Origin of the sequence: Streptomyces sp. NPDC002181 (genome assembly GCF_042890485.1) — a bacterium.
Classification (GTDB): Bacteria; Actinomycetota; Actinomycetes; order Streptomycetales; family Streptomycetaceae; genus Streptomyces.
In genome coordinates, this window is record NZ_JBIASC010000008.1 from 87012 (window position 1) to 111587 (window position 24576).

The following is a 24576-nucleotide window of genomic DNA, read 5'->3' on the forward strand; positions in this document are numbered from 1 at the left end:
ACAGGAGGCCGATCGTGACCGTGCCCAACGACCGCTCCGAGAGCAGGGCCCGGCGCCACGGCGGCGGCGCGCACCCCCGCGCGGCCCGCGGGCGGGGCCGGGCCGCCCGCATCGCGGCACTGCTCGGCGTCGCCCTCCTGCTGGCCGGTGGCGCGGCCGCGGGCTGCGGCGGCCGGGCCACCACCCACCACAAGCCCGGCACCAGCCACGAGCAGGCCACCGGCGGCGTCGGCACCCTGCTCGATGCCCAGGACCCCACCGGCCACCGGCTCCGCGAGGTCCCGGCCCAGGGCGCGCCGGAGGTGCGGCTCACCGCCCGCCCCGACTCCGAGGACGGCTGGAACCTCCAGCTGACGGTGAAGAACTTCCGCTTCACCCCCGACAGCACCGGCGGGGCCGCCCTCCCGGGCGCCGGCCACGCGCACCTGGAGCTCGACGGCCGCAAGCTGGCCCGGCTGTACGGCCCCTGGTTCCACCTCCCGGCGGCCCAAGTGCCCGAGGGCGCCCACACCCTGACCGTTCGCCTCTACGCCGACGACCACACGGCCTGGGCCGTCGCCGGCAAGGCGATCGAGGGCACGCTGGAGCTCACCGCCTCCGCGGCGGCCCCCGGCCAGGCAGGGCACAGCCACACCCCGCCGTGGGCGCCCTCGTCGCCGTCGCCGTCGCCGGCTCCCGCCGACCGCACGGTCACCCTCACCGTCCGGGACGGCAAGGTCACCCCCGCCCCGGGCCGCACCGAGCTGCGGCGCGGGGAGCGCGTCGCCCTGCGCGTCACCAGCGACCGCGCGGACACCCTGCACGTCCACGGCTACGACAAGGAACTCGCCCTGCCGGCGGGCCAGGAGGCCACCCTGGTCCTGACGGCCGACCGTACGGGACTCTTCGAGGTCGAGACCCACGGGTCCCACCTCGTCCTGACCCAGCTCCTCGTCCGATGACCCCGCCCGGACCGGGGGGCGCCCCCGCGGCGGACGGGCCGTCATGACCCCGGGCGCACTCGGGCTCGGGCCCGTCGCGGGCGCACTCGGGCTCGGGCCTGTCGCGGGCGCACTCGGGCTCGGGCCCGTCGCGGGCGGTGGTGGCGGCGGCCGGGGCGTGGTCCCTGGTCCGGCCGGTCCGCTCACCACGCTCGCGCACGGGATCGGCTCCCGGCACGATCTGCCGATCTCTCCCTTCTACGCCTTCGCCGGTGCCTTCGCCGCACTGTTCGTCTCCTTCCTCGCGCTCGCCCTCCTCTGGTCCTCCTCCCGCTTCCGCGGCGAGCGGTCAGGCGCCGCCCTGCCCGCCGGCCTGGAGCGGGTGGCCGACGCGCCGGCCACCCGTACCGCCCTGCGCGGACTCGGCCTCGCCGCCGCCCTCGCCCTCCTGCTCTGCCTGCTCCTCGGTCCCGACGACCCCGCGCGCAACCCCGCCCCCGGCGCCGTCTACGTCCTCCTCTGGGTCGGCCTCGTCCCCGCCTCCCTCCTCCTCGGCCCCGTCTGGCGCCTGCTCAACCCGCTCCGCACCCTCCACCGCCTCTGCCGCCGGCTGCCCCGCGCCCGCCGGCGGCACCACGCACCCGCCCCCCTTCCCGCCCGGCTCGGGCAATGGCCCGCCGCAGCCGGGCTGTTCGGCTTCACCTGGCTCGAACTCGCCGCTCCGGATCCCGCATCCACCACCGCCCTCCTGCCCGCCCTCGCCCTCTACGCCGCGGTCCACCTCGCGTTCGCCGCCCGCTACGGCGAGCGCTGGTTCGCCGACGCCGACGCCTTCGAGGCGTACTCCTCCCTCCTGGCCCGGCTCTCCCCCCTCGGCCGCCGCAGCGACGGCCGCCTGGTCCTGCGCAACCCCTTCCACGGACTCGACGCGACGCCCGAGCGGCCCGGACTCGTCGCCACCGTCTGCGTCCTGCTCGGCTCCACCGCCTACGACGGCTACTCCGACGACCCTTCGTGGATCAACACCCTCCAGACCTCCCCCCTCGGCCGCACCCCCACGGCCACGCTCGGACTGCTGACCGCCATCGCCCTCGTCGCCACCCTGTACTGCCTCTGCGCGGCGGCCACCCGCCTCGTCTGCGGCCCGCACCCGGGCCCGCTGACGGCCTTCGCGCACTCACTCGTGCCGATCGCGCTCGGCTATCTCGTCGCCCACTACTTCTCCCTCCTCGTCACCGAAGGACCACGTACGGTAACCATCGCACTCGGCACTGACAACGCCCCTGAACCCTTGCCACCACTGGGTCCCGGCGCTCTCGCCGCCCTCCAGGTCATCGCCGTCGTCACCGGCCACGTACTCGGCGTGATCGCCGCCCACGACCGCTCCGTACGCCTCTTCCCGCCCGCCAGGGCCGTCGCCGGCCAGCTGCCGCTGCTCGCGCTCATGATCACTTACACGATCGGGGGCATCGGCCTCCTGCTGAACTGAGACCACTGCCCAACCGAGGAGCCAGGAGCGGCATGATGGACCCCGTGCCCCCCGCCCACCCCCTGCGCCGGACGCCGATCCAGCAGCGCAGTGCCGACCGGCTCGCCCGGATCCTCGACGCCTGCGCCGAACTCCTGGACGAGACCGGCTACGAGAACCTCAGCACCCGGGCCGTCGCCCTGCGCGCCGGCGTGCCCATCGGCTCGGTCTACCGCTTCTTCGGCAACAAGCGGGCCATGTCCATCGCCCTCGCCCACCGCAACCTGGACCGGTACAGCGACGCCATCGCGGAGCGCCTCGACGCGCTCCCGGCCGGCGACTGGCGGTCGGTCGTGGACGCGGTGCTCGACGAGTACCTCGTCATGAAGCGGACCGTCCCCGGCTTCGCGCTCGTCGACTTCGGGGTGCCCGCGCCCCCGGCCGAAGGCCCGGCCGCCGACCCCAACGGGCTGGTCGCCGTACGCCTCACCGAACTGCTCGCGGCCCACCTCGGCCTGACCACGGACCCCGCCCTGGAGCGGGCGGTCCTGGTCGCGGTCGAGGCCACGGACGCGCTCACGAAGCTGGCCTTCCGCGCCGACCCGGGCGGCGACCCCGCCATCGTGGCCGAGATCCGGGCCATGATGCACGCGTACCTGGCCCGCGTACTGGACTGACCCGCCCCGCCCGCCCGCCCCGCCTGCCCCGCCGGGCTGGGGCGGCGAAGGGCCGGCGCGCCCGGGGGCCGCGGGGGCCAGGGGTCGAGGGGCCCCTCCACAGACCCCTCCCGCGCGTGCCAACCGGTCGGTATGCTCGGCTCGCCGCGTGTTCGTGTCGCGTCCTGCCGCCCCTGGAGGGCCCATGCCCCGCACCGCCCTGCGCATCTGCCCCCTCTGCGAAGCCACCTGCGGCCTCACCCTCACCATCGAGGGCAGCACCGTCACCGGCGCCCGCGGGGACCGCGAAGACGTGTTCAGCCACGGATTCATCTGCCCCAAGGGCGCGGCCTTCGGCGGGCTCGACGCCGACCCCGACCGCCTGCGCACCCCCCTCGTCCGCCGCGACGGCCGGCTGCGGGAGGCGACGTGGGAAGAGGCGTACGAGGCCATCGCCGCCGCGGTCCCGGCCCTCGTGCGGGAGTACGGGGCCCAGTCCGTCGGCGTCGTCCTCGGCAACCCCAACGTGCACACCATGGCGGGCAACCTGTACCCGCCGCTTCTGCTCAAAGCGCTCGGCACCCGCAACTTCTTCACCGCCAGCACCCTCGACCAGATGCCCAAGCACGTCTCCAGCGGGCTCCTCTTCGGCGACCCGTTCGCCATCCCGGTCCCCGACCTCGACCGGACCGACTTCCTCCTGCTCCTGGGCGCCAACCCGGTCGAGTCCAACGGCTCCCTGTGCACCGCCCCCGACTTCCCGGGCCGGCTCAAGGCGCTGCGGGCCCGCGGCGGCACCCTGGTCGTCGTCGACCCGCGCCGCACCCGCACCGCCAAACTGGCCGACCTCCACCTCGCGCCGCGCCCCGGCAGCGACGCCCTGCTGCTGGCCGCCCTCGCGCACACCCTCCTCGCGGAGCGGCTCGCCGCCCCCGGCGCCCTGGCCGAACGGACCGAGGGGCTTGGGGAACTCGCCGAAGCCCTCGCGCGTTTCACACCCGAGGCCGTCGCCCCCGCCTGCGACCTCACCGCCGCCGAGATCCGCGACCTGGCCCGCGCTCTGGCGGCCGCGCCCGCCGCCGCCGTCTACGGGCGGATCGGCAGCTGCACCGTCGAGTACGGCACGTTGGCCAGCTGGCTGGTCGACGTACTGAACATCCTCACCGGCAACCTCGACCGGCCCGGGGGTGTCCTCTTCCCGCTCCCGGCCGCCGGTCCCCGGCCGCGCCCCGCCGGGCCGGGCAAGGGCTTCACCCTGGGCCGCTGGATCAGCCGGGTCAGCGGCCACCCCGAGGCCAAGAGCGAACTGCCCATCGCCGCCCTGGCGGAGGAGATCGAGACGCCGGGGGAGGGGAGGATCCGGGCCGTGATCGCCATCGCCGCCAACCCGGTCCTGTCCGCCCCCGACGGGCGGCGCCTCGACGCGGCCCTGGCCGGGCTCGACTTCATGGTCAGCATCGACCCGTACCTCAACGAGACCTCCCGCCACGCCCACGTCGTGCTGCCCCCGCCACCGCCCTCACAGAGCGCGCACCACGACTTCGCCTTCAACGGTTTCGCCATCCGCAACCAGGTCCGCTACAGCCGGCCCGCCGTCCCGCTCGAAGCGAACCGGCTCGACGAATGCGAGATCCACGCCCGCCTCGTCCTGGCCGTCTCCGGCCGGTACGGATCCGTGGCCCCCTCCGCGGTCGACGAGACGGCCATCCACGGCACCCTCGCCAAGGAGACCGCCGACCCGCGCTCCCCGCTGCACGGGCAGGACCCGCAGCGCCTGGCCGGCCTGCTCACCGGGGAGAACGGCCCCGAGCGCCGGCTCGACCTGATGCTGCGGCTCGGCCCGTACGGGGACGGGTTCGGCCTCGGCCGCGCACCCGGGGCGGGATCGGGCGCGGACGAAGACGGGCCCGCGAGCGGCGCCGGTGAGGAGGGGCTCAGCCTGGAGCTGCTGCTCGCGCACCCGCACGGCATCGACCTGGGCCCGCTGCGGCCCAGGCTCCCGGAGGTGCTGAGGACGCGCAGCGGCAGGATCGAGCTGCTTCCGGACCCGATCACGGCCGAGCTCCCCAGGCTGCGCGCGGCGCTCGCCGACCGCCCCGCCACCCTGGTGCTCGTGGGCCGCCGCCACCTGCGGTCCAACAACAGCTGGTTGCACAACGTCCCGGCCCTCACCGGAGGTTCCAACCGATGCACCCTCCAGGTGCATCCCGAGGACGCCGGCCGGCTCGGTCTCACCGAGGGCGGCATGGCCCGGATCACCGCCGACGGCGGCAGCCTGGAGGTCCCCGTCGAGGTCACCGACACCGTTCGCACCGGCGTCGTCAGCCTCCCGCACGGCTGGGGCCACGACCGCGACGGGGCCCGGCTCTCCGTCGCCTCCGCGGCGCCCGGAGCCAACGTCAACCAGCTCCTCGACGGCTCCCTGCTGGACCCGCTGTCCGGCACCGCGGTGCTCAACGGCTTCCCCGTCGAACTGACACCCCTGCCCTGAGCTGGGGTTTTGCTCGTATTGCTCACGCCGTGACGTCTTGTTGACGCGTAGGGGAGGCACCTACGTTCCCTGCATGCTGACCTTCCTCGGCTTCGCCATGATCGCCACCTTCCTGGTGCTGATCATGATGAAGAAAATGTCGCCCATCGCGGCGCTCGTCCTCATCCCCGCGCTGTTCTGCGTGTTCGCAGGAAAGAGCGCCCACCTCGGCGACTACGTCATCGACGGTGTCGGCAAACTCGCGCCGACCGCCGCCATGCTGATGTTCGCCATCGTCTACTTCGGAGTGATGATCGACGTCGGCCTGTTCGACCCGATCGTGCGCGGCATCCTGCGCTTCTGCAAGGCGGACCCGGTGCGGGTCGTGGTCGGCACCGCGGTGCTGGCCGCGATCGTGTCGCTCGACGGCGACGGCTCGACCACCTTCATGATCACCGTCTCGGCCATGTACCCGCTGTACAAGCGGCTCGGCCTCAGCCTGGTGGTCATGACGGGCGTCGCGGCCACCGCCAACGGCGTCATGAACACCCTCCCCTGGGGCGGCCCCACGGCCCGCGCCGCGACCGCCCTCAAGGTCGACGCCTCCGACATCTTCGTCCCGATGATCCCCGCCCTCGCGGTCGGACTGCTGTTCGTGTTCGGGCTCGCGTACGTCCTCGGGCTCAAGGAGCGCCGCCGGATCGGGACGCTCGTCATGCCCGGCGAGGAAGCGGAGCGGCCGGCCGGGGGAGCCTCGGAGCCCGCCGAGCAGCGTCTGCTGGTCGCCACCGTCACGGGGTCCGCCGACGCCGGGACGGCAGGGGCAGGCGCAGACACAGGGGCAGGCGCAGGGGGAGGAGGAGGGACAGGCGCAGGGGCCGGGTCCGGCTCCGGCGCCGGGTCCGACGCGGACCCCGCAGGCGCCGCCGCTCGCGCCGCCGCCCCGCAGGAGGAAGGTTTCCAGGGCCTCGACCCCCGCCGCCCGACGCTGCGCCCGCGCCTCTACTGGTTCAACGCCGGCCTCACCGTCGCCCTCCTCGCCGCGATGATCGCGGAACTGCTGCCCATCCCGGTGCTCTTCCTCCTCGGTGCCGCCCTCGCCCTCACCGTCAACTTCCCGCACATGCCGGACCAGAAGGCGCGGATCGCCGCCCACGCCGACAACGTCCTGAACGTTGCCGGCATGGTCTTCGCCGCGGCCGTGTTCACCGGAGTCCTCAGCGGCACCGGCATGGTCAAGCACATGGCCGACTGGCTCGTCGGCGTCGTCCCCGAGGGCATGGGCCCGCACATGGCCCTGGTCACCGGCCTGCTCAGCCTGCCGCTCACCTACTTCATGTCCAACGACGGCTTCTACTTCGGCGTCCTGCCGGTCCTCGCCGAGGCCGGTGCCGCGCACGGGGTCTCGCCGCTCGAAATCGCCCGCGCCGCGCTGGTCGGCCAGGCCCTGCACATGTCCAGCCCGCTGGTTCCCGCCGTCTACGTCCTCGTCGGCATGGCCAAGGTCGAGTTCGGCGACCACACCCGCTTCACCGTGAAATGGGCGGCCCTCACCTCCCTCGTCGTCCTCGGGGCAGGGATGCTTTTCGGCATCATCTGAGCCCGGGACCCCTGGCGGGCCGAAAACTACCGGCGGTAGTTTGTAGGGTGGTCGAACGAGGTCAGGTCTACGCGTCCACGTGTTCGGGCGTGCTCGGGAGGAAAGCCATGAAGGCCCACGACGGGATGTACATCGACGGCGCATGGCGGCCCGCCGCCGGACGCGAGCGGATCGAGGTGGTCAACCCGGCCGACGAGCAGGTCATCGGAGGGGTCCCGGCCGGAAACGCCGACGACGTGGACGCGGCCGTCCGCGCGGCACGCGCGGCCTTCCCCGGCTGGGCCGCCACGGCCCCGGCCGAGCGGGCCGCCCTGATCGGGGCGCTCCGTGACGTGCTGGTCGCCCGCAAGGCCGAGTTCGCCGAGCTCATCACCGCCGAACTCGGCTCCCCTCAGGGCTTCTCGGAGATGGTCCACGTGGGCGCGCCGATCGCGGTGTCCTCCTCCTTCGCGGAGCTGGGGGCCTCGTACGCCTTCGAGGAGAGGATCGGCAACTCCACCGTGCTGCTGGAGCCGGTCGGAGTGGTCGGGGCCATCACCCCCTGGAACTACCCGCTGCACCAGATCGTTGCCAAGGTGGCACCCGCTCTCGCCGCCGGCTGCACCCTCGTCCTCAAGCCGGCCGAGGACACCCCGCTGACCGCGCAGCTCTTCGCCGAAGCCGTGCACGAGGCGGGCATCCCGGCGGGCGTGTTCAACCTGGTGACCGGGACCGGCCCGGTCGCCGGCCAGGCGCTGGCCGCGCACGAGGAAGTCGACCTCGTCTCCTTCACCGGCTCCACCGCGGTCGGCAGGCAGATCGGCGCCACGGCCGGCGCCGCGGTCAAGCGCGTCGCCCTCGAACTCGGCGGCAAATCGGCCAACGTCATCCTGCCCGGGGCCGATCTGGCCAAGGCCGTCGCGGCGGGCGTGGGCCACGTCATGAACAACTCCGGCCAGAGCTGCAACGCGCTCACGCGGATGCTCGTCCACCGCGACCAGTACGAGGAGGCCGTCTCGCTCGCGGCCGCCGCCGTCGCCAAGTACCCCTCCGGCGACCCCCTCGACCCGGGCACCCGCCTCGGCCCGGTCATCAACGCCAAGCAGCGCGACCGCGTGCGCGGATACATCACCAAGGGGGTCGAGGAGGGTGCCCGCCTCGTCGCCGGCGGCCCCGAGGCGCCGCACGAGCGCGGGTACTTCATCGCCCCGACCGTGTTCGCCGACGTCACGCCGGACATGACCATCGCCCAGGAGGAGATCTTCGGCCCCGTGCTGTCGATCCTCCCGTACGAGGACCAGGACGAGGCCCTGCGCATCGCGAACGGCACCGTCTACGGGCTGGGCGGCGCGGTGTGGGCGGCGGACGAGGAGACCGCGGTAGCCTTCGCGCGCCGCATGGACACCGGCCAGGTGGACATCAACGGCGGCCGCTTCAACCCGCTCGCGCCCTTCGGCGGGTACAAGCAGTCGGGCGTCGGCCGCGAGCTCGGCCCGCACGGCCTGGCCGAGTACCTCCAGACCAAGTCGCTGCAGTTCTGAACGGGCAGCACGGCACAGCACCCCACGGCGCCGCACCGCACCCCACCCCACCGCACCCCACCGCACCCCGCCCCACCGCACCCCACGGCACCGCAGCCTTCAGCACCGCACCAAGCCACCGCCCCGCACTCCTGAGCCCGAGAGACGGAATACGACCATGGTCCGCGCCGCCATCCTGCCCGCCGTCGGAGCACCGCTGGAGATAAGGGAGATCGTCCTGCCCGATCCCGGCCCCGGCCAGGTACGGGTGCGGCTCGCCGCGGCCGGTGTCTGCCACTCCGACCTCTCGCTCACCGACGGCACCATGGTGGTCCCCGTCCCCGCCGTCCTCGGCCACGAGGGCTCGGGGACGGTCCTGGCCGTCGGCGAGGGCGTCACCCACGTCGCCCCCGGCGACGGTGTGGTGCTCAACTGGTCCCCGTCCTGCGGGGAGTGCCACCACTGCTCGATCGGCGAGGTCTGGCTCTGCGCCAAGGCGCTCAGCGGGGTCGGGGCGGTCTACGCCCACGATGCCGAGGGCACCGCGCTGCACCCGGGGCTGAACGTGGCCGCGTTCGCCGAGGAGACGGTCGTCGCGGCCCACTGCGTGCTGCCCGCCCCTGCCGGGATCCCGCTCGCCGAGGCGGCCCTGCTCGGCTGCGCGGTCCTCACCGGCTACGGCGCGGTGCGCAACAGCGCCCAGGTGCGCCCGGGCGAGTCCGTCGCCGTCTTCGGCGTCGGCGGAGTCGGCCTGGCCGCGCTCCAGGCCGCGCGGATCGCCGAGGCGGGCCCGATCGTGGCCGTCGACGTCTCGCCGGCCAAGGAGCAGCTGGCCCGGGCGGCCGGGGCCACCGAGTTCCTGCTCGCCTCCGACACCACCGCCAAGCAGATCCGCGCCCTCACCGGCGGACAGGGGGCCGACGTCGCCGTCGAGTGCGCAGGCCGGGCGGAGTCCATCCGCGCGGCCTGGGACTCCACTCGCCGCGGCGGCCGCACCACGGTCGTCGGCATCGGCGGCAAGGACCAGAAGGTGGGCTTCCACGCCCTGGAGATCTTCCACTTCGCACGCACCCTCACCGGCTGCGTGTACGGCAACAGCGACCCCGCGCGCGATCTCCCGCTGATCGCCGAGCACGTCCGCGCGGGCCGCCTCGACCTCGGCTCCCTGGTCACCGACCGCATCACCCTGGACGGCATCCCCGCCGCCTTCGAGGCGATGCTCGCCGGCAAGGGCGGCCGCTCGCTCGTCGTGTTCTAACCGTCCGCCCGCCCCGCGTCCGTCAACGCCTCGTGCTGGAGGGCAAGTCCGTCCAGCAGGGCGGCCAGGCCCGTCTCGAACGCGCCTTCGTCCACCTCGCGCCGGCGCTCGGCCAGCAGGTGGGCCTGGCCGAGGTGGGGGTAGTCCGACGGGTCGTACGCGGCTTCGTCGTCCACGAAACCCCCGGCGAACGAGGCCACCGCCGAGCCCAGGATGAAGTACCGCATCAGCGCGCCGATCCGGGTCGCCTGGGCCGGCGGCCATCCGGCCGCCGTCATCGCGCCGAACACCGCGTCCGCCACCCGCAGCCCCGCCGGGCGCCGGCCCGGGCCGCGCGCCAGCACCGGCACGATGTTCGGGTGGTCGGACAGCGCGTCCCGGTACGAGTGCGCCCAGTCGTGCAGGGCGCCCCGCCAGTCACGGCCCGCCGCCGGCTCGAACATCGACAAGTCGACACGGGCGCTCACCGCGTCCGCGACCGCCTCCAGGATCTCGTCCTTCGTGCGGAAGTGGTTGTACAGCGACGGCCCGCTGACCCCCAGCGCGGCGGCGAGCCGCCGTGTCGACACCGCCTCCAGCCCCTCCGAGTCCACCAGCGCGCCCGCCGCCCCGACGATGAGGTCCCGGCTGAGGAGGGGCTTGCGCGGTCTGGCCATGCGCCACATAGTAGGGCCTGCCCGCCATAAACTACCGGTGCTAGTTAACCCTCCCGGGTCGACCCGCGCCGGACCGCCCGGAGGTGCCCGGTGAATCTGGAGCTGAGCGAGGAACAGGAAGCCGTGCGCAGGCTCGCCCGCGAGTTCACCGAGCGCGAGATCGCCCCGTACGCCGCCGAATGGGACCGTGCCGAGAGCGTCGACCGGGCCATCGTCAAGAAGCTCGGCGACCTCGGCTTCCTCGGCCTGACCGTCCCCGAGGAGTACGGCGGCTCCGGTGGCGACCACCTCGCGTACGTCCTCGTCACCGAGGAACTCGGCCGCGGCGACTCCGCCGTGCGCGGCATCGTCTCCGTCTCCCTCGGCCTGGTCGCCAAGACCATCGCCGCCTGGGGGACCGAGGAGCAGAAGCGCGCCTGGCTGCCCCGCCTCTGCTCCGGCCGGGCCCTCGGCTGCTTCGGCCTGACCGAGCCCGGCACCGGCTCCGACGCCGGCAGCCTCACCACCCGCGCCGTGCGCGAGGGGGACGCGTACGTCCTCAGCGGCAGCAAGATGTTCATCACCAACGGCACCTGGGCCGACGTGGTCCTGCTCTTCGCCCGGACCGGCGACGAGCCCGGCCATCGGGGGATCTCCGCCTTCCTCGTCCCCGCCGACACCCCCGGGCTCACCCGCCGCGAGATCCACGGCAAGCTGGGCCTGCGCGGCCAGGCCACCGCCGAACTCGTCCTCGACGGCGCCCGCGTCCCCGCCTCCGCGATGCTCGGCCCCGAGGGCAAGGGTTTCTCCGTGGCCATGTCGGCCCTGGCCAAGGGCCGGATGTCGGTCGCCGCCGGCTGCGTCGGCATCGCGCAGGCGGCGCTGGACGCGGCCGTCTCGTACGCCGCCCAGCGCGAGCAGTTCGGCAAGCCCATCGCCCATCACCAGCTGGTCCAGGAGCTGATCGCCGACATCTCGGTCGACGTGGACGCGGCCCGGCTGCTCACCTGGCGGGTCGCCGACCTCGTCGACCGCGGGCAGCCCTTCGCCACCGAGTCCTCCACCGCGAAGCTCTTCGCCTCCGAGGCCGCCGTGCGCGCCGCGAGCAATGCCCTCCAGGTGCACGGCGGTTACGGCTACATCGACGAGTACCCGGCGGGCAAGCTGTTGCGCGACGCCCGCGTGATGACCCTGTACGAGGGCACCAGTCAGATCCAGAAGCTGCTGATCGGCCGCGCCCGCACCGGGGTTTCCGCCTTCTGAGCACGAGCCCGCTCCGAGCGCGGCCCCGTCCGCCCGCGGGCCCGTTCTGAGTACGCACTTGAGTACGTGCGCGGAGGTGCGCGCGGCCGCGCCGCCCGATGCTGGGCCCATGAACGAGACACCGGTCAAGCAGCGCAACTCGGCGGCGTACTACGGTCAGGCCCTCGCCTCCTTCGCCATCGCCATCTGTGCCGTCGCCCTGGGGATCTACCACCTCCAGGTGGACGGCTGGGTCCGCGCCTTCCTCGGCATCGCGGTCCTCTACCTCACGACCTCGGCCTTCACCCTCGCCAAGGTGATCCGGGACCGCCAGGAGCTCACCCAGATCGTCACCCGGGTCGACCAGGCCCGGATGGAGAAGATCATGGCCGACTACGACCCCTTCCAGCCGAAGGTCTGAGCGGCGCCCACGCGTACCCCAAGGTCGCTAAGCGCTTGCTCACCCTCCGGTAGGGTGTTCCTTCCACGGGACGAAGAGGGTGAGCGAGCGATGGACAGCGCGGAGGAGACGACCGGCGGCTACCGGCCGTGGTCGGAGGTCACCCCCGACGCCGCGCGGCGGCTGCTCGTCGCCGCCGTCGAAGCGTTCGCGGAGCGCGGGTACCACGCCACCACCACGCGGGACATCGCGGGGCGGGCCGGGATGAGCCCGGCCGCGCTCTACATCCACTACAAGACGAAGGAAGAGCTGCTCCACCGGATCAGCCGGATCGGCCACGACAAGGCCCTGGAGATCCTGGAGACCGCCGCTTCCGGACCGGGTTCGGCCGCCGAGCGCCTCGACGCCGCCGTACGGTCCTTCGTGCTGTGGCACGCCGCGCACCACACCACCGCGCGCGTGGTCCAGTACGAGCTCGACGCCCTCGCCCCGGAGCACCGCTGCGAGATCGTGGAACTGCGGCGGCGCAGCGACGCCGCCGTACGCCGCATCCTCGCCGACGGGGTCGAGACGGGGGAGTTCCACGTTCCGGACCTCCCCGGCACCACCCTCGCCGTCCTGTCGCTGTGCATCGACGTGGCCCGCTGGTTCAACGCGGCCGGCCACCGCACGCCCGACGAGGTCGGCGCGCTCTACGCCGACCTCGTCCTGCGCATGGTCGGAGCCGCCCCGGACGGCCCCGGTACGCCCCGGAAGTAGTGCGCGAGCCGTTCAGAAGTAGTAGCGGGACACCGACTCCGCGACGCACACGGGCTTGTCGCCGCCCTCGCGTTCGACCGTGACCGTCGCCGTGACCTGGACGCCGCCGCCCGCCTCCGTGACCTCCGTGATCACGGCGCTGGCGCGCAGTCGCGAGCCGACCGGCACCGGCGCCGGGAAGCGCACCGTGTTCGTGCCGTAGTTGATGCCCATCTTCATGCCCTCGACCCGCATGATCTGCGGGACCAGGCTCGGCAGCAGCGACAGCGTCAGATAGCCGTGGGCGATGGTGGAGCCGAAGGGCCCGTCCGCGGCGCGCTCGGGGTCCACGTGGATCCACTGGTGGTCACCGGTGGCATCGGCGAACAGGTCGATCCGCTTCTGGTCCACCTCCAGCCACCCGCTCGGACCGAGCGGCTCCCCGGTCCCTGCGCGCAGCTCCTCGGCGGACGTGAAGATCCTCGGCTCGGCCATGCGTCTCCCTCTCCCTGGCGTTCTCGGGCGAATAAGCGCTTGCTCAGCGCGCTGCTCAGCATGCTGGGGCCGCATGTATCTGTCAACGACTCGTCTGTCAACGAATGTCGGACCGGCCGACTACCCTCGGCCTCGTGCCGCAGATTCCCGAGAAAGTCCACGAGCTCACCGTCGGCCAGCTGTCCGCCCGCAGCGGCGCGGCCGTCTCCGCGCTGCACTTCTACGAGACCAAGGGCTTGATCAGCAGCCGCCGCACCAGCGGCAACCAGCGCCGCTACAGCCGCGACGCGCTGCGCCGGGTGGCTTTCGTACGCGCGGCCCAGCGCGTCGGCATCCCGCTCGCCGCCATCCGCGACGCCCTCGCCCAGCTGCCCGAGGAACGCACCCCCAACCGCGAGGACTGGGCCCGGCTTTCGGAGGCCTGGCGTGCCGAGCTGGACCGGCGCATCACCCAGCTGGCGCGCCTGCGCGACCACCTGACCGACTGCATCGGCTGCGGCTGCCTCTCGCTGAAGAACTGCGCCCTGTCCAACCCGGACGACGTCTTCGGCGAACAGCTCACCGGCTCCCGGCTGTAGCCGCCCCCGCGGCGGCGGAGATCTCCCGGGCCGCCGCCACCAGCTGGGCGTTCGAGCGCGCCGGACGGCCGTCCGGCAGGTGCAGTACGTCGCCCACGCCGGTCCGCGTGGCCGCACCGCACCGTGCGGCCAGCCGCAGCACCGGCCAGGCGGCGGCCCCCCGCCCGAACAGCAGCAGCGGCACCGGCGGCAGCCGGCGAACCCCCGCCACCAGCGCCGGATCGGCGGCGGCCAGCTCCACGGCGAGCCGGATGCGCGCCGGGTCCCGTACGGGCCAGGCCAGGAACCGCTCCAGCGGCCCCGGCCCCGGCTCCGCGTCCGGCTCCGCTCCGGCGCCGCCCTCCCCGTCCAGCGGAACCACCGCGTCCACGGCCACGCCCCGCGCCAGCAGGGCCCGAGCCAACGCCTCGGCCCCCGGCTCCGCGAAATGCACCACCGCCCGGTCGGGCAGCACCGTCCACGAGCGGACCCGCTCCAGCCGCCCCGCCGGATCCGGCTCGGCCCCGATCCCCGCGGACACCGAAAGCGGTACGAGGACCCCCGCGCCCCGCATCGCCTCCAGCAGCGGCCCGACCACCCGGGGCGACAGGCTCTCCCGGCCGCACGGGGTCCGCGGGTGGACCAGCACCTCCCCGGCTCCGGCGGCCACCGCCGCCAGCGCCGACTCCACCAGGTCCGGCGGGGACAGGGGCACGGCAACGCCGTCGGCGGCACCGCGCCCACCGTTCAACGAGACCAGCACCCGACCGGCCCCCCGACCCGTCACCCGCCCCGACAGCCGTGCCGGCACCCGCCCCGACAGCCGACCCGGCACCCGCCCCGACAGCCGTGCCGGATCCGGATCCGATGCCGGGTCCGACCCCGCCGCCCCAGGTGGCCGCCCGCTCATGCCGCCCCCGCCGAAGCGGGGTCCACCACCGAGAGCGCGTCCAGCAGCGCCGGCCTCGGCACGACGATCCCGCAGCCCGCGCACACAGGCCCGTCCCAGGCCCACGCACCCTCCCAGGCGCGATGCCCCGCATGGGGCCCCCGTCTCTGCCCCGGCCCGTGCGCGGGCCAGCGCAGCTCCTGCTCCCCGCAGACCGGGCACCCCGTCCCCGGTTCCGACTCCAGCGCCGCCACCAGCCGCCGCAGCACCTCGCCGAGCGTGCCGTCCGGCCGCACCCCCGGATCGGCGCACCGCACCACCGCGTCCCCGCTGCCGCCCCACGCCCACTCGGGCCGGCGCAGCCCGTGGTGTTTCTCCCTCCTGCGCCGCTCCGCGAACTGCCGCTCGTACTCCAGCCAGACCGCCCGCGCCTCCTCCAGCTCTTCCAGCGCCGCCACCAGCCGCTGCGGATCGGCCGCCCGGTCCTCGGGGGCGATCCCGTGCCGGTCGCACAGATGCCACCACGTCGCCCGGTGCCCGTACGGAGCGAACCGCTCCAGGCAGCGGCGCAGCGAATGGCGCCGCAGGGCACGGTCATTGCGTGCGTCCCGCACCTGGTACGCCAGACTTCGGAATCCCGCCATCACACCTTCACCTCCGTCGCGCCCACGCCCGCACCGGGGGGCGTCGTACAAGGTCGAACGACGACGCACCGTGAGATGTGCCCAACATGCCCGGCCAGGTGCGGGCGCATGCGGGGGCGGTCGAGGCGTGCGGGTGGCACATGGCCGGAAGTCAGCGCCCCATGCGCCCCGCGGCAACCACGAGCCGGGCCAGCTCCTCGTGGCAGATGTCGCTGTGCGCCCCCGAGGGCGGACCGCCGCGGCGCACCACGGACCCGGTGTCCACACTGACGCAACCGGCCTGCGGGACCCCCGCGCGCAGGGCCGCGTCGAGGGTGAGCCGCGGTGTGCCCGACACGGCCTGCACCCCGTCGTGCCCGATCGCGCCCCACCGCTCGTCCAGGCCGAGGAGACCGGCCGAATCCCCTGCCATCCGGGAGGCCAGCGGATAGAAGACCTTGAGGGCGGAGTCGTACGGGGAGTGGCAGGCGACCACCGGGCCGTCGACCTTGCGCTGCATCCCGCGCAGGGCGCCGCCGCTGCTCTTGTCATGGGGGAGCCGGTCGGCGAAGGAGTAGTGGGAGAAGGCCCCCTGGAGCAGGGTCGCCGACTTCACGTACCGGGCCCCGTCCGGCACCGCGCGCAGCGAGAAGGACACCACCCGGGCCCCGAAGCTGTGGCCGATGAGGTGGAAGCGCAGGGCCGGGCGGCGGCCCGCCAGTTCGGCGAGGACCGGGCCGAGGCCGCGCTCGCCGACCACCCCGGCCCGCTTCTTCATCTGGTAGTACGTGGCCTGCCGCAGCAGCTCCTTGGCGCCGCTCCACAGCGCGCGCAGGCCGCCGCCGAGGGAGAAGCCGGGCCCGGCGGCGCCCCCGGGCTGCCCGCCCGCCTCGACGAGACCCTCGGTGAGGGCCCGGCACACCTCCAGCACGTCCTCGGCGAAGATGGCGGGCACCGCGGGCACGGCCGGGGGGACGGCAGCGGCGCCCACCGCACCGGCCGCGACCACCGCATCCACCGTGTCCACGCCCGCCAGCTCCCGGACCAGCGCCCCGAATTCGGTGAAGGCCGCAGGGGACTCCGGCCGTTCCTCCAGCAGTTCGGCGACCCGGTCCAGCTCCGCCACCCGTCCCGGCCAGAACTCACCGAGGGCCCGCAGGGTGGCGGGGTCCAGGGCCGTGCCGTGGCCCGGCTCGGCGAGTGCGCCGTGGGGGTCGAAGTCCGGTATCGGCTCGTCCGAGAACCGGATCGAGGGCCAGACCACACCCACGTACCCCGGCCGTACCCCCGGCCCCACCAGCCCGGGGAACGGCGCGTAGAACCGGTCGAAGAGCCGCGTCGAGGTCGACCGGTCGCTGTTCCAGCCGTGGGCGAAGACCAGCAGGTCGGTGGCCTCCAGCGCGCTCACCGCGTCCTGGGTGCCCGGGTCCACGTCCCCGTCGGCGTCGAAGGTCAGCTCCGCGTACGGAGCGACCCCGATCCCGCCGCCCACCGCCGTTGCATCCGACATGAGGTCCCCCTCCGCGCCGTCACTCCGGTGCCGTCCGGCATCCTGTCGGTGCTCTTACCCGGCCGGACCCCCGACGCCCACGGATTCGCGGGAACTCGCGCGGATTCCCGGGAGTTCACGGATAGAGCAGGTACCGCCCCCGCACCGCCGCGAACCGTTCCAGCCCCGCCGCCCAGTCGCCCGCGATCTCCTCGACCCCGGCCCCCGCGTCGATCATCTTCCGGACCCGGTCCGTTCCGGTGAGCTGGTCGATCCAGTGGTCCGTGCGCCACGCGAAGCCGCTCCACGTCCGCTTCGCGGTCACCAGCAGCCCGATCCCGGCCCGCACCGGATCGAAGGCCGCCCGGTCGTGCACGATCAGCCGGACCCCGCCGCACACCTTCCCGGTGAACTTGGAGAAGGTGGGCGTGAAGTAGGCCTCCCGGAACCACACCCCGGGCAGGCCGAGCTCCTGCGCGGCCTCCGCCCAGCGCCGGTCCAGGCCCTCCGCGCCGACCACCTCGAACGGCGTGGTCGTCCCGCGCCCCTCGGACAGGTTGGTGCCCTCGAACAGGCAGGTGCCGGCGTACGCGAGGGCGGTGTCCGGCGTCGGCACGTTCGGGCTCGGCGGCACCCAGGGCAGCCCGGTGGCCCCGAAGAAGGACTCCCGCCGCCACCCGCTCATCCGTACGGTGCTCAGCCTGACCGGCTTCGCGGCCAGGAACTCCGCGTTGAACAGCAGGGCCAGCTCGGCCACCGTCATCCCGTGCGCGAGCGCGATGGCCTCCCGGCCCACGCCGCTCGCGTACGCCGGCTCCAGTACGGGTCCGGCGGCGCGGCGGCCGCCCACCGGGTTCGGCCGGTCCAGTACGACGACGGCCTTGTCCGCCAGCGCGGCCGCGCGCATGCAGTCGTACAGGGTCCAGATGTAGGTGTAGAAGCGCGCCCCGACGTCCTGGATGTCGAAGACGACCGTGTCGATCCCGGCCGCGGTGAACACGTCCGCGAGCTTCTGCCCGCTCTTGCCGTACGTGTCGTACACCGGCAGCCCGGTCGCCGGATCGCGCCCGGCCGCCTCGGAGCCGCCCGCCTGCGCCGTCCCGCGGAACCCGTGCTCCGGCCCGAACACCGCGACCAGTTTCACCCGGGCGTCCGCGTGCAGTACGTCGACCAGGTGGCGGGCGTCGGCGGTGATCCCCGTGGGGTTGGTGACGACGCCGATCCGCCGGCCGTCGAGCAGTGCGTAGCCGTCGGCGGCGAGCTGTTCGAAGCCGGTGCGCACCCGGTCGGCGGCCGCGTCTGCGCCCGCGTCGGCCCGGTCCGGGGCGGGGACCGGAGCCGCGCCCACCGCCCCCAGGGTCCCCAAGGCCCCTGTCGTCCCCGCCAGTCCCAGCAGCCCCCGTCGCGACAGCGTCATCCCGCCACGCTAGGCGCCGCCCCTCTTCCACCCCGACATACCGACCGGTTAGTCTGCCGGGCATCCGACCGTGAGTCCCCTGAAAGGTGATCCCGTGAGCGCGTACCAGGACCAGCGAGTCGTCGTCACCGGCGCGGGCGGCGGCATCGGCGCCGCCCTCGCCCGCCGCTTCGCCGCCGAGGGAGCCACGGTCGTGGTCAACGACCTCGACGCGGCCAAGGCCGCCGCCGTGGCGGGGGAGATCGGCGCCGGGGCGATCGCGGTCCCGGGCGACGCCTCTTCCGTCGTGGCCGAGGCCCGCGAGGCCCTCGGCGGCCGGGTGGACGTCTACTGCGCGAACGCCGGACTCGCATCCGGCGGCGACGCGTTCGCCGACGAGGCCGTCTGGGAAGCGGCCTGGGACACCAACGTCATGGCGCACGTGCGCGCGGCCCGGCTGCTGCTGCCCGACTGGCTGGAGCGCGGGAGCGGGCGCTTCGTGTCCACCGTCTCGGCGGCGGGACTGCTGACCATGATCGGGGCGGCGCCGTACAGTGTCACCAAGCACGGCGCGCTCGCCTTCGCGGAGTGGCTCTCGCTGACCTACCGCCACCGCGGCCTCCAGGTCCATGCCATCTGCCCGCAAGGGGTCCGCACCGACATGCTGACGGCGGCGGGCTCGGCGGGCGAACTCGTCCTCGCGCCGACCGCGATCGAGCCGGAAACGGTCGCGGACGCACTGTTCGACGGCATGGAGAAGGGCCGGTTCTTGATCCTCCCGCACCCCGAGGTCGCGGACTACTACGCCGCCCGCGCCACCGAACCGGACCGCTGGATCTCCGGCATGAACCACATCCAGCAGAAGTGGGAGACCAGGTGACACAGCCGAACCGGCCCTCCGGCTACGCGGCCAAGCCGTGGCTGGGCCTGCTCAGTCCGGCCCAGCGCGCCCCCGTCTCCCCGCCGCCGAGCCTGCTGCACGCCTTCCGCGAGGCCGTTGCCCGGGCCCCCGAACGCACCGCGCTGGCCTACTTCGACGGCCGCATCGGCTACGGCGAGACCGACGCCCTCTCCGACTCCGTCGCCGGCCACCTCGCGGCCCACGGCATCGGCCGCGGCGACCGGGTCGCCGTCATGCTCCAGAACACCCCGCACTTCGTGCTCGCCGTCCTGGCCGCATGGAAGGCCGGAGCGGTGGTCGTGCCCCTCAATCCCATGTACAAAGCGGGTGAGATCGGGCACATCCTGCGTGACTCCGGGGCCGCCGCGCTGGTCTGCGACGGCCGCGCGTGGACGGCGTACGCGGCCGAGGCCGCCCGCGGCACCGCCGTACGGGTCGCCCTGACCGCCTCGGACCGGGACTTCCAGAGCCGGAACGACCCGCGCGTCTTCGCCCCGGCCGAACCGGGGGCCGCACCGGGGTCCGCACCAGGTGCCGCACCGGGGTCCGCACCCGTGTCCGCACCGGCGGCCGCTGCGGAGCACGCCGCGCCCGGGCCCGCCGACCCGCCGGCCCCGGCCGACCTCACCGCCGTGGCCCGCCGGGGCCACCCCGCCCCGCCGGACCCCGGTCTCACCGCCGCCGACACCGCGCTCATCAGCTACACCTCCGGCACCAGCGGCACCCCCAAGGGCGCCATGAACCCGCACGGCGCGCTCACCCACAACGCCGTCCGGCAGGTCACCGGGCACCCGCTCCCCGAGGGCGCCACGTACTTCGCCCTCGCCCCCCTCTTCCACATCACCGGCATGGTCTGCGAGCTCGGCGCCTGCTTCGCCAACGCCGGCACCCTCGTCCTCGCCCACCGCTTCGACGCCGGAGTCGTCCTCGACGCCTTCCTCGCGCACCGCCCCGCCTACACCGTCGGCCCGGCCACCGCCTTCATGGCCCTCGCCGCCCACCCCGAGGCCACCGCGGACCACTTCGCCTCCTTCCAGGTGCTCTCCTCCGGCGGCGCCCCGCTCCCGCCCGCCCTCGTCGAGCGCCTGCGCGCCGCGTACGGCTTCTACCTGCGCAACGGATACGGCCTCACCGAGTGCACCGCCCCCTGCGCCTCCGTGCCCGTACACCTCGAAGCACCCGTGGACCCCGCCTCCGGAACCCTCTCCGTGGGCCTGCCCGGCGCCGACACCCTCGTACGGATCCTCGACGAGCACGGCGCCGAGGTGCCCTTCGGCGAGACCGGCGAGATCGCCGTCCGCGGACCCCAGGTGGTGCCCGGCTACTGGGGACTGCCCGCGGACACCGCCAAGGCCTTCCCGGACGGCGAACTGCGCACCGGGGACGTCGGCTTCATGGACGGGGACGGCTGGCTCTACGTCGTCGACCGCAAGAAGGACATGATCAACGCCTCCGGGTTCAAGGTCTGGCCGCGCGAGGTCGAGGACGTGCTCTACACCCACCCCGCCGTGCGCGAGGCGGCCGTGGTCGGCGTCCCGGACCCGTACCGCGGCGAGAGCGTGAAGGCGTACGTGAGCCTGCGCCCCGGCAGCTCGGCCGAGCCGGAGGAGCTGTCGGCGTACTGCGCCGCACGCATCGCCGCGTACAAATACCCGCGCGAAGTGGAGATCCTGCCCGCCCTGCCGAAGACGACGAGTGGCAAGATCCTGCGACGGGAGCTGCGCGACCGCGGCTGAAAGCAGCCGTACGGTCGTCCAGCCGCTCGCACAGCTGGTCGTACGGACCAGGGAACAGGGAAGGGAAGGTCAGCGCCATGGCTGCCAGGACCACGGAGCCCGAAGGCACGCACGATACCCCGGTGCCGCAGCGGCTGCTGGCCGTCGCCACCCGGCTCTTCGCCGAGCGCGGCTACGACCGCACCTCCGTCCAGGAGATCGTCGAGGCGGCCGGGGTCACCAAGGGCGCGCTCTACCACTACTTCGGGTCCAAGGACGACCTGCTGCACGAGGTGTACGCGCGGATGCTGCGCCTCCAGCAGCAGCGCCTCGACGCGGTGGCCGAATCCGGTGCCCCGGTCGAGGAGCGGCTGCGCGCCGCGGCCGCCGACGTGGTGGTCACCACCATCGAGAACCTCGACGACGCGGCGATCTTCTTCCGGTCGATGCACCAGCTCAGCCCGGAGAAGTTCAAGCAGGTGCGGGCGGAGCGCCGGCGCTACCACGAGCGGTTCCGGGCGCTGGTCGAGGAGGGCCAGCGCACCGGGGTGTTCTCCACCGCCACCCCCGCGGACCTGGTGGTGGACTACCACTTCGGGTCGGTCCACCACCTGTCCACCTGGTACCGGGGGGACGGTCCGCTCACGCCGCAGCAGGTCGCCGATCACCTCGCCGACCTGCTGATGCGCGCCCTGCGGCCCTGAAGTCCCCAGGGACACCCCCTAGTACGTGATCTCCTCGCCGGCGGAGTTCCAGACCCGCGCGTAGCCCGGTTCGCCTCCCGGTGTCCAGTTCGGCTCCAGGATCGACAGGCGTCCCGGCTCGTGGCAGAACACCGGGGCGAGCTGCGGACCGGGACTGTAGTCCGGCCACGCGACGAGGAGGTGGTCCCCCGGATCGAGGACCACCTCCCAGGCGAGCGGTTCGAACCACACGGACAGCGGGTCGGGGCCGTCTGCGGCCACTTTGAAATGGATCACGACCCGGAGCGTATGGGGCCGTGGGCTACGGGGCCACCTTCAGGAGCTTGTTCGCCGTACCCGCCGAAGGGTTGGTCACCGCGCCGCTCGTGGCCGCGGCCGTCAGCGCCGCGGCCGTCTGCGCCGGGGTCGCGGACGGGTGACCGGCCAGGTAGACCGCCGCGGCGCCCACCACGTGCGGGGTGGCCATCGAGGTGCCCGAGATGGTCTTCGTACCGGTGTCGCTGTCGTTCCAGTCGGACGTGATGTCCGACCCCGGCGCGTACAGGTCCACCACCGAGCCGAAGTTCGAGAACGAGGACTGCTCGTCGTCGACGGTGCTCGACGCCACCGTGATCGCCTCCGGGACCCGTGAGGGCGAGCCCTGACCGGCGTCCGCCGACTCGTTGCCCGCCGCCACCGCGAAGGTGACACCCGAGGCGATGGCCCGGCGCACCGCCTCGTCGAGCGCCTCGTCCGCGCCGCCGCCCAGGCTCATGTTCGCCACCGACGGGCCCGAGTGGTGCTGGGTGACCCAGTCGATCCCCGCGACCACCTGCTCGGTGGTGCCGGAGCCGTTGTCGTCCAGCACCCGCACCGCGACCAGCTTCGCCTTCTTCGCGACGCCGTGCGCGGTGCCGGCTATGGTGCCCGCGACGTGCGTGCCGTGGCCGTTGCCGTCGTCGGCCTTGTCGTCGTTGTCCACCGCGTCGAACCCGGACGTCGCGCGGCCGCCGAAGTCCTTGTGGGTCGTCCGTATGCCGGTGTCGATGACGTACGCCGTCACGCCCTCGCCCGCGCTGTCGGGATAGCTGTACTTCTTGTCGCCTGCCTTGGCGCTCTGGTCGATCCGGTCCAGACCCCAGGACGGAGGGTTGTCCTGGGTGGCGTTGATGGTGAACTTCTTGTTCTGCACGACCTTGCCGACGGCCGGGTCCGCGGCGAGCCGCTTGGCCTCGGTCTCGCTCAGCCCGGCGGCCGAGAAGCCGTTGACCCCGGAGCCGTACGTGCGCTTCAGCTCGCCGCCGTACTTCTTGGCCAGCTGTTCCTTGTTCGCGGATGCGTCGAGGATGACGACGTAGCTACCGCTGATCGCACCGGGTGCGCCCAGTCCGTACACCGTGCCCTCGGCCGGTGTCGCAGCTCCAGCTAAGGGGCTGGCGACCAGGGCCGCGGCGGCCGCGGCGGCCACTGTCGTGCCGACCGCCGCGTACCGGAAAGTGCGCGAGCGCTTGTGAGTTGCCATCTGGAGAGTTCTCCTCTTGCTGACGTGTGGGGCGTCAAACTTTCTGGAGAACCCTGTTCCGATTGACAGGCGCAAATCAAGAACGTACCGGCGGTTCGGGGTTGTTCAACAAGGTTTCTTAAAAGGCCCCCCGCACCGCCTTCACGCCGTACATGAGTTCGCGCGAACTCCTGCACGATTCCTGCACGTTCAGGAGCGGCCCGCGTACTTCTTCAGCTCCCGGTGCGCCAGCGAGCGCTGGTGCACCTCGTCAGGCCCGTCCGCGAGGCGCAGAGTCCGCGCCGCCGCCCACAGTTCGGCCAGCGGGAAGTCCTGGCTCACCCCGCCCGCGCCGTGCAGCTGCACCGCGTCGTCCAGGATCCGCACCACCGCCCGCGGGGTCGCGATCTTGATGGCCTGGATCTCGGTGTGCGCGCCCCGGTTGCCGACCGTGTCCATCAGCCAGGCCGTCTTCAGCACCAGCAGGCGCAGCTGCTCCACCGTGACCCGGGCGTCCGCGATCCAGTTCTGCACGACCCCCTGCGCGGCCAGCTCCTTGCCGAAGGCGGTACGGCCCACCGCGCGCCGGCACATCAGCTCGATCGCCCGCTCCGCCATGCCGATCAGCCGCATGCAGTGGTGGATGCGGCCCGGGCCGAGCCTGGCCTGGGCGATCGCGAAGCCGGAGCCCTCCTCGCCGATCAGGTGGGCGGCCGGCACCCGGGCCCCGTCGAAGACCACCTCGGCGTGGCCGCCGTGGTCGTGGTCCTCGTACCCGTACACGGTCATCGCCCGGCGCACCTCTACGCCCGGGGTGTCGCGGGGGACCAGGATCATCGACTGCTGGCGGCGCGGATCGGCGCCTTCCGGGTCGGTCTTGCCCATGACGATGAAGATCTTGCAGTCCGGGTTCATGGCCCCGGAGATGAACCACTTGCGACCGGTGATCACGTACTCGTCACCGCTCGCCGAACGCTCGATCCGCGTCTCGATGTTCGTCGCGTCCGAGGAGGCCACCTCCGGCTCGGTCATCGCGAAGGCGGACCGGATCTCCCCGGCCAGCAGCGGCTCCAGCCACTGCTTCTTCTGCTCCTCGCTGCCGAACTGTGCGAGCACCTCCATGTTCCCGGTGTCCGGGGCCGCGCAGTTGGTGGCCATCGGCGCCAGGTGCGGGCTGCGGCCGGTGATCTCGGCGAGCGGGGCGTACTGGAGGTTGGTCAGCCCGGCGCCGTGCCGCGCGTCGGGCAAGAACAGATTCCACAGGCCCTGACGGCGCGCTTCGGCCTTCAGTTCACCGAAGACGGCCGGGGTCCCCCAGGGCGAGTCCAGCCGCGCGCGCTGCTCGGCGGCGACGGGTTCCGCCGGGTACACGTACTCGTCCATGAACGCGAGGAGCCGCTCGCGGAGTTCCTCGGTCCGGGCGTCGAATGCGAAGTCCATG

General features: G+C 73.6%; 23 protein-coding genes. 14 read left to right on the forward strand and 9 right to left on the reverse strand.

The window, feature by feature from the left end; genetic code table 11:
• Positions 1-110: 110 nt before the first annotated feature.
• From ACFYXV_RS20630 to ACFYXV_RS20660, 7 genes are all read left to right on the forward strand, one after another.
• Positions 111-941: a hypothetical protein gene (locus ACFYXV_RS20630; RefSeq protein WP_389383775.1), complete on the forward strand. Its 831-nt coding sequence runs from the start codon at positions 111-113 to the stop codon at positions 939-941.
• A 157-nt stretch (positions 942-1098) separates the two neighbouring features.
• Positions 1099-2409 (forward strand): hypothetical protein, encoded by a 1311-nt coding sequence (locus tag ACFYXV_RS20635; RefSeq protein WP_389383776.1) that lies wholly within the window; start codon positions 1099-1101, stop codon positions 2407-2409.
• A 35-nt stretch (positions 2410-2444) separates the two neighbouring features.
• On the forward strand, positions 2445-3065 hold the full coding sequence (locus ACFYXV_RS20640; RefSeq protein WP_389383707.1) for a TetR/AcrR family transcriptional regulator: 621 nt from the start codon (positions 2445-2447) through the stop codon (positions 3063-3065).
• Between the two features lie 184 nt (positions 3066-3249).
• Positions 3250-5535 carry a molybdopterin-dependent oxidoreductase gene (locus ACFYXV_RS20645; protein WP_389383708.1) on the forward strand — a complete coding sequence of 762 codons (2286 nt, stop codon included), beginning with the start codon at positions 3250-3252 and terminating at the stop codon, positions 5533-5535.
• A gap of 73 nt (positions 5536-5608) precedes the next feature.
• Positions 5609-7114, forward strand: coding sequence for a CitMHS family transporter (locus ACFYXV_RS20650; protein WP_389383709.1), 1506 nt, complete (start codon positions 5609-5611; stop codon positions 7112-7114).
• Between the two features lie 107 nt (positions 7115-7221).
• A complete protein-coding gene (locus ACFYXV_RS20655; RefSeq protein WP_389383710.1) occupies positions 7222-8634 on the forward strand; it encodes an aldehyde dehydrogenase family protein in 1413 nt (470 codons plus the stop codon).
• A gap of 157 nt (positions 8635-8791) precedes the next feature.
• The gene (locus ACFYXV_RS20660; RefSeq protein WP_385469601.1) at positions 8792-9871 is read left to right on the forward strand and encodes a Zn-dependent alcohol dehydrogenase; all 1080 of its coding nucleotides are present in this window, start codon (positions 8792-8794) and stop codon (positions 9869-9871) included.
• On the opposite strand, the gene ACFYXV_RS20665 is transcribed toward ACFYXV_RS20660, so the two are convergent.
• Entirely contained in the window at positions 9868-10527 is a 660-nt protein-coding gene (locus ACFYXV_RS20665; protein WP_385469599.1) for a TetR/AcrR family transcriptional regulator, read from the reverse strand. The two genes, ACFYXV_RS20660 and ACFYXV_RS20665, sit on opposite strands and share 4 nt — an antisense overlap.
• A 90-nt stretch (positions 10528-10617) precedes the next feature.
• Here ACFYXV_RS20665 and ACFYXV_RS20670 point away from each other — a divergent pair, with 90 nt between their 5' ends.
• The 3 genes from ACFYXV_RS20670 (at position 10618) to ACFYXV_RS20680 (ending at position 12907) form a co-directional block, all read left to right on the forward strand.
• The gene (locus tag ACFYXV_RS20670) at positions 10618-11769 is read left to right on the forward strand and encodes an acyl-CoA dehydrogenase family protein (RefSeq protein WP_385469597.1); all 1152 of its coding nucleotides are present in this window, start codon (positions 10618-10620) and stop codon (positions 11767-11769) included.
• A gap of 109 nt (positions 11770-11878) precedes the next feature.
• The gene (locus ACFYXV_RS20675) at positions 11879-12169 is read left to right on the forward strand and encodes a YiaA/YiaB family inner membrane protein (protein ID WP_385469595.1); all 291 of its coding nucleotides are present in this window, start codon (positions 11879-11881) and stop codon (positions 12167-12169) included.
• A gap of 90 nt (positions 12170-12259) precedes the next feature.
• Positions 12260-12907 carry a TetR/AcrR family transcriptional regulator gene (locus ACFYXV_RS20680; RefSeq protein ID WP_385469593.1) on the forward strand — a complete coding sequence of 216 codons (648 nt, stop codon included), beginning with the start codon at positions 12260-12262 and terminating at the stop codon, positions 12905-12907.
• Between the two features lie 12 nt (positions 12908-12919).
• On the opposite strand, the gene ACFYXV_RS20685 is transcribed toward ACFYXV_RS20680, so the two are convergent.
• Positions 12920-13381, reverse strand: a complete 462-nt coding sequence (locus tag ACFYXV_RS20685) for a MaoC family dehydratase (RefSeq protein WP_389383711.1) — start codon at positions 13379-13381, stop codon at positions 12920-12922.
• A 134-nt stretch (positions 13382-13515) separates the two neighbouring features.
• Between ACFYXV_RS20685 and soxR the strand changes: the two genes are divergently transcribed.
• Positions 13516-13959, forward strand: a complete 444-nt coding sequence (gene soxR / locus ACFYXV_RS20690) for a redox-sensitive transcriptional activator SoxR (RefSeq protein ID WP_385469591.1) — start codon at positions 13516-13518, stop codon at positions 13957-13959.
• On the opposite strand, the gene ACFYXV_RS20695 is transcribed toward soxR, so the two are convergent.
• From ACFYXV_RS20695 to ACFYXV_RS20710, 4 genes are all read right to left on the reverse strand, one after another.
• Positions 13940-14653 carry a 3-keto-5-aminohexanoate cleavage protein gene (locus ACFYXV_RS20695; protein ID WP_389383712.1) on the reverse strand — a complete coding sequence of 238 codons (714 nt, stop codon included), beginning with the start codon at positions 14651-14653 and terminating at the stop codon, positions 13940-13942. The genes soxR and ACFYXV_RS20695 overlap by 20 nt on opposite strands.
• Before the next feature lie 191 nt (positions 14654-14844).
• Entirely contained in the window at positions 14845-15471 is a 627-nt protein-coding gene (locus tag ACFYXV_RS20700; RefSeq protein WP_383341345.1) for a hypothetical protein, read from the reverse strand.
• Positions 15472-15622: 151 nt separating this feature from the next.
• Positions 15623-16960, reverse strand: coding sequence for a serine-threonine protein kinase (locus tag ACFYXV_RS20705; protein WP_389383713.1), 1338 nt, complete (start codon positions 16958-16960; stop codon positions 15623-15625).
• 115 nt (positions 16961-17075) lie between these two features.
• Positions 17076-18356, reverse strand: a complete 1281-nt coding sequence (locus ACFYXV_RS20710) for an exo-beta-N-acetylmuramidase NamZ domain-containing protein (RefSeq protein WP_389383714.1) — start codon at positions 18354-18356, stop codon at positions 17076-17078.
• 94 nt (positions 18357-18450) lie between these two features.
• On the opposite strand from ACFYXV_RS20710, the gene ACFYXV_RS20715 reads away from it, so the two are divergent.
• The 3 genes from ACFYXV_RS20715 (at position 18451) to ACFYXV_RS20725 (ending at position 21655) form a co-directional block, all read left to right on the forward strand.
• A complete protein-coding gene (locus ACFYXV_RS20715; protein WP_385469581.1) occupies positions 18451-19215 on the forward strand; it encodes an SDR family oxidoreductase in 765 nt (254 codons plus the stop codon).
• Complete coding sequence (locus ACFYXV_RS20720) at positions 19212-20972, forward strand: class I adenylate-forming enzyme family protein (RefSeq protein ID WP_389383715.1); 1761 nt, start codon at positions 19212-19214, stop codon at positions 20970-20972. The genes ACFYXV_RS20715 and ACFYXV_RS20720 overlap by 4 nt, the downstream gene beginning before the upstream one ends.
• Before the next feature lie 77 nt (positions 20973-21049).
• Positions 21050-21655: a TetR/AcrR family transcriptional regulator gene (locus tag ACFYXV_RS20725; protein ID WP_389383716.1), complete on the forward strand. Its 606-nt coding sequence runs from the start codon at positions 21050-21052 to the stop codon at positions 21653-21655.
• Positions 21656-21673: 18 nt separating this feature from the next.
• On the opposite strand, the gene ACFYXV_RS20730 is transcribed toward ACFYXV_RS20725, so the two are convergent.
• The 3 genes from ACFYXV_RS20730 to ACFYXV_RS20740 all read right to left on the reverse strand — a co-directional run bounded on the left by ACFYXV_RS20730 (position 21674) and on the right by ACFYXV_RS20740 (position 24575).
• Positions 21674-21931: a hypothetical protein gene (locus tag ACFYXV_RS20730; RefSeq protein ID WP_383341361.1), complete on the reverse strand. Its 258-nt coding sequence runs from the start codon at positions 21929-21931 to the stop codon at positions 21674-21676.
• Between the two features lie 25 nt (positions 21932-21956).
• Positions 21957-23156: a S8 family serine peptidase gene (locus tag ACFYXV_RS20735; RefSeq protein ID WP_389383717.1), complete on the reverse strand. Its 1200-nt coding sequence runs from the start codon at positions 23154-23156 to the stop codon at positions 21957-21959.
• A gap of 189 nt (positions 23157-23345) precedes the next feature.
• A complete protein-coding gene (locus ACFYXV_RS20740) occupies positions 23346-24575 on the reverse strand; it encodes an acyl-CoA dehydrogenase family protein (protein ID WP_389383718.1) in 1230 nt (409 codons plus the stop codon).
• Position 24576 lies beyond the last annotated feature (1 nt).

Excerpts from the sequence above, each read along its gene's own strand:
- ACFYXV_RS20655 (WP_389383710.1), top strand. The coding sequence starts at position 7,222 with ATGAAGGCCCACGACGGGATGTACATCGACGGCGCATGGCGGCCCGCC.
- ACFYXV_RS20685 (WP_389383711.1), bottom strand. The coding sequence starts at position 13,381 with ATGGCCGAGCCGAGGATCTTCACGTCCGCCGAGGAGCTGCGCGCAGGG.
- ACFYXV_RS20740 (WP_389383718.1), bottom strand. The coding sequence starts at position 24,575 with ATGGACTTCGCATTCGACGCCCGGACCGAGGAACTCCGCGAGCGGCTC.
- ACFYXV_RS20725 (WP_389383716.1), top strand. The coding sequence starts at position 21,050 with ATGGCTGCCAGGACCACGGAGCCCGAAGGCACGCACGATACCCCGGTG.
- ACFYXV_RS20660 (WP_385469601.1), top strand. The coding sequence starts at position 8,792 with ATGGTCCGCGCCGCCATCCTGCCCGCCGTCGGAGCACCGCTGGAGATA.
- ACFYXV_RS20675 (WP_385469595.1), top strand. The coding sequence starts at position 11,879 with ATGAACGAGACACCGGTCAAGCAGCGCAACTCGGCGGCGTACTACGGT.
- ACFYXV_RS20650 (WP_389383709.1), top strand. The coding sequence starts at position 5,609 with ATGCTGACCTTCCTCGGCTTCGCCATGATCGCCACCTTCCTGGTGCTG.
- ACFYXV_RS20735 (WP_389383717.1), bottom strand. The coding sequence starts at position 23,156 with ATGGCAACTCACAAGCGCTCGCGCACTTTCCGGTACGCGGCGGTCGGC.
- ACFYXV_RS20700 (WP_383341345.1), bottom strand. The coding sequence starts at position 15,471 with ATGGCGGGATTCCGAAGTCTGGCGTACCAGGTGCGGGACGCACGCAAT.
- ACFYXV_RS20640 (WP_389383707.1), top strand. The coding sequence starts at position 2,445 with ATGGACCCCGTGCCCCCCGCCCACCCCCTGCGCCGGACGCCGATCCAG.
- ACFYXV_RS20645 (WP_389383708.1), top strand. The coding sequence starts at position 3,250 with ATGCCCCGCACCGCCCTGCGCATCTGCCCCCTCTGCGAAGCCACCTGC.
- ACFYXV_RS20665 (WP_385469599.1), bottom strand. The coding sequence starts at position 10,527 with ATGGCCAGACCGCGCAAGCCCCTCCTCAGCCGGGACCTCATCGTCGGG.
- ACFYXV_RS20705 (WP_389383713.1), bottom strand. The coding sequence starts at position 16,960 with ATGTCGGATGCAACGGCGGTGGGCGGCGGGATCGGGGTCGCTCCGTAC.
- ACFYXV_RS20680 (WP_385469593.1), top strand. The coding sequence starts at position 12,260 with ATGGACAGCGCGGAGGAGACGACCGGCGGCTACCGGCCGTGGTCGGAG.
- ACFYXV_RS20710 (WP_389383714.1), bottom strand. The coding sequence starts at position 18,356 with ATGACGCTGTCGCGACGGGGGCTGCTGGGACTGGCGGGGACGACAGGG.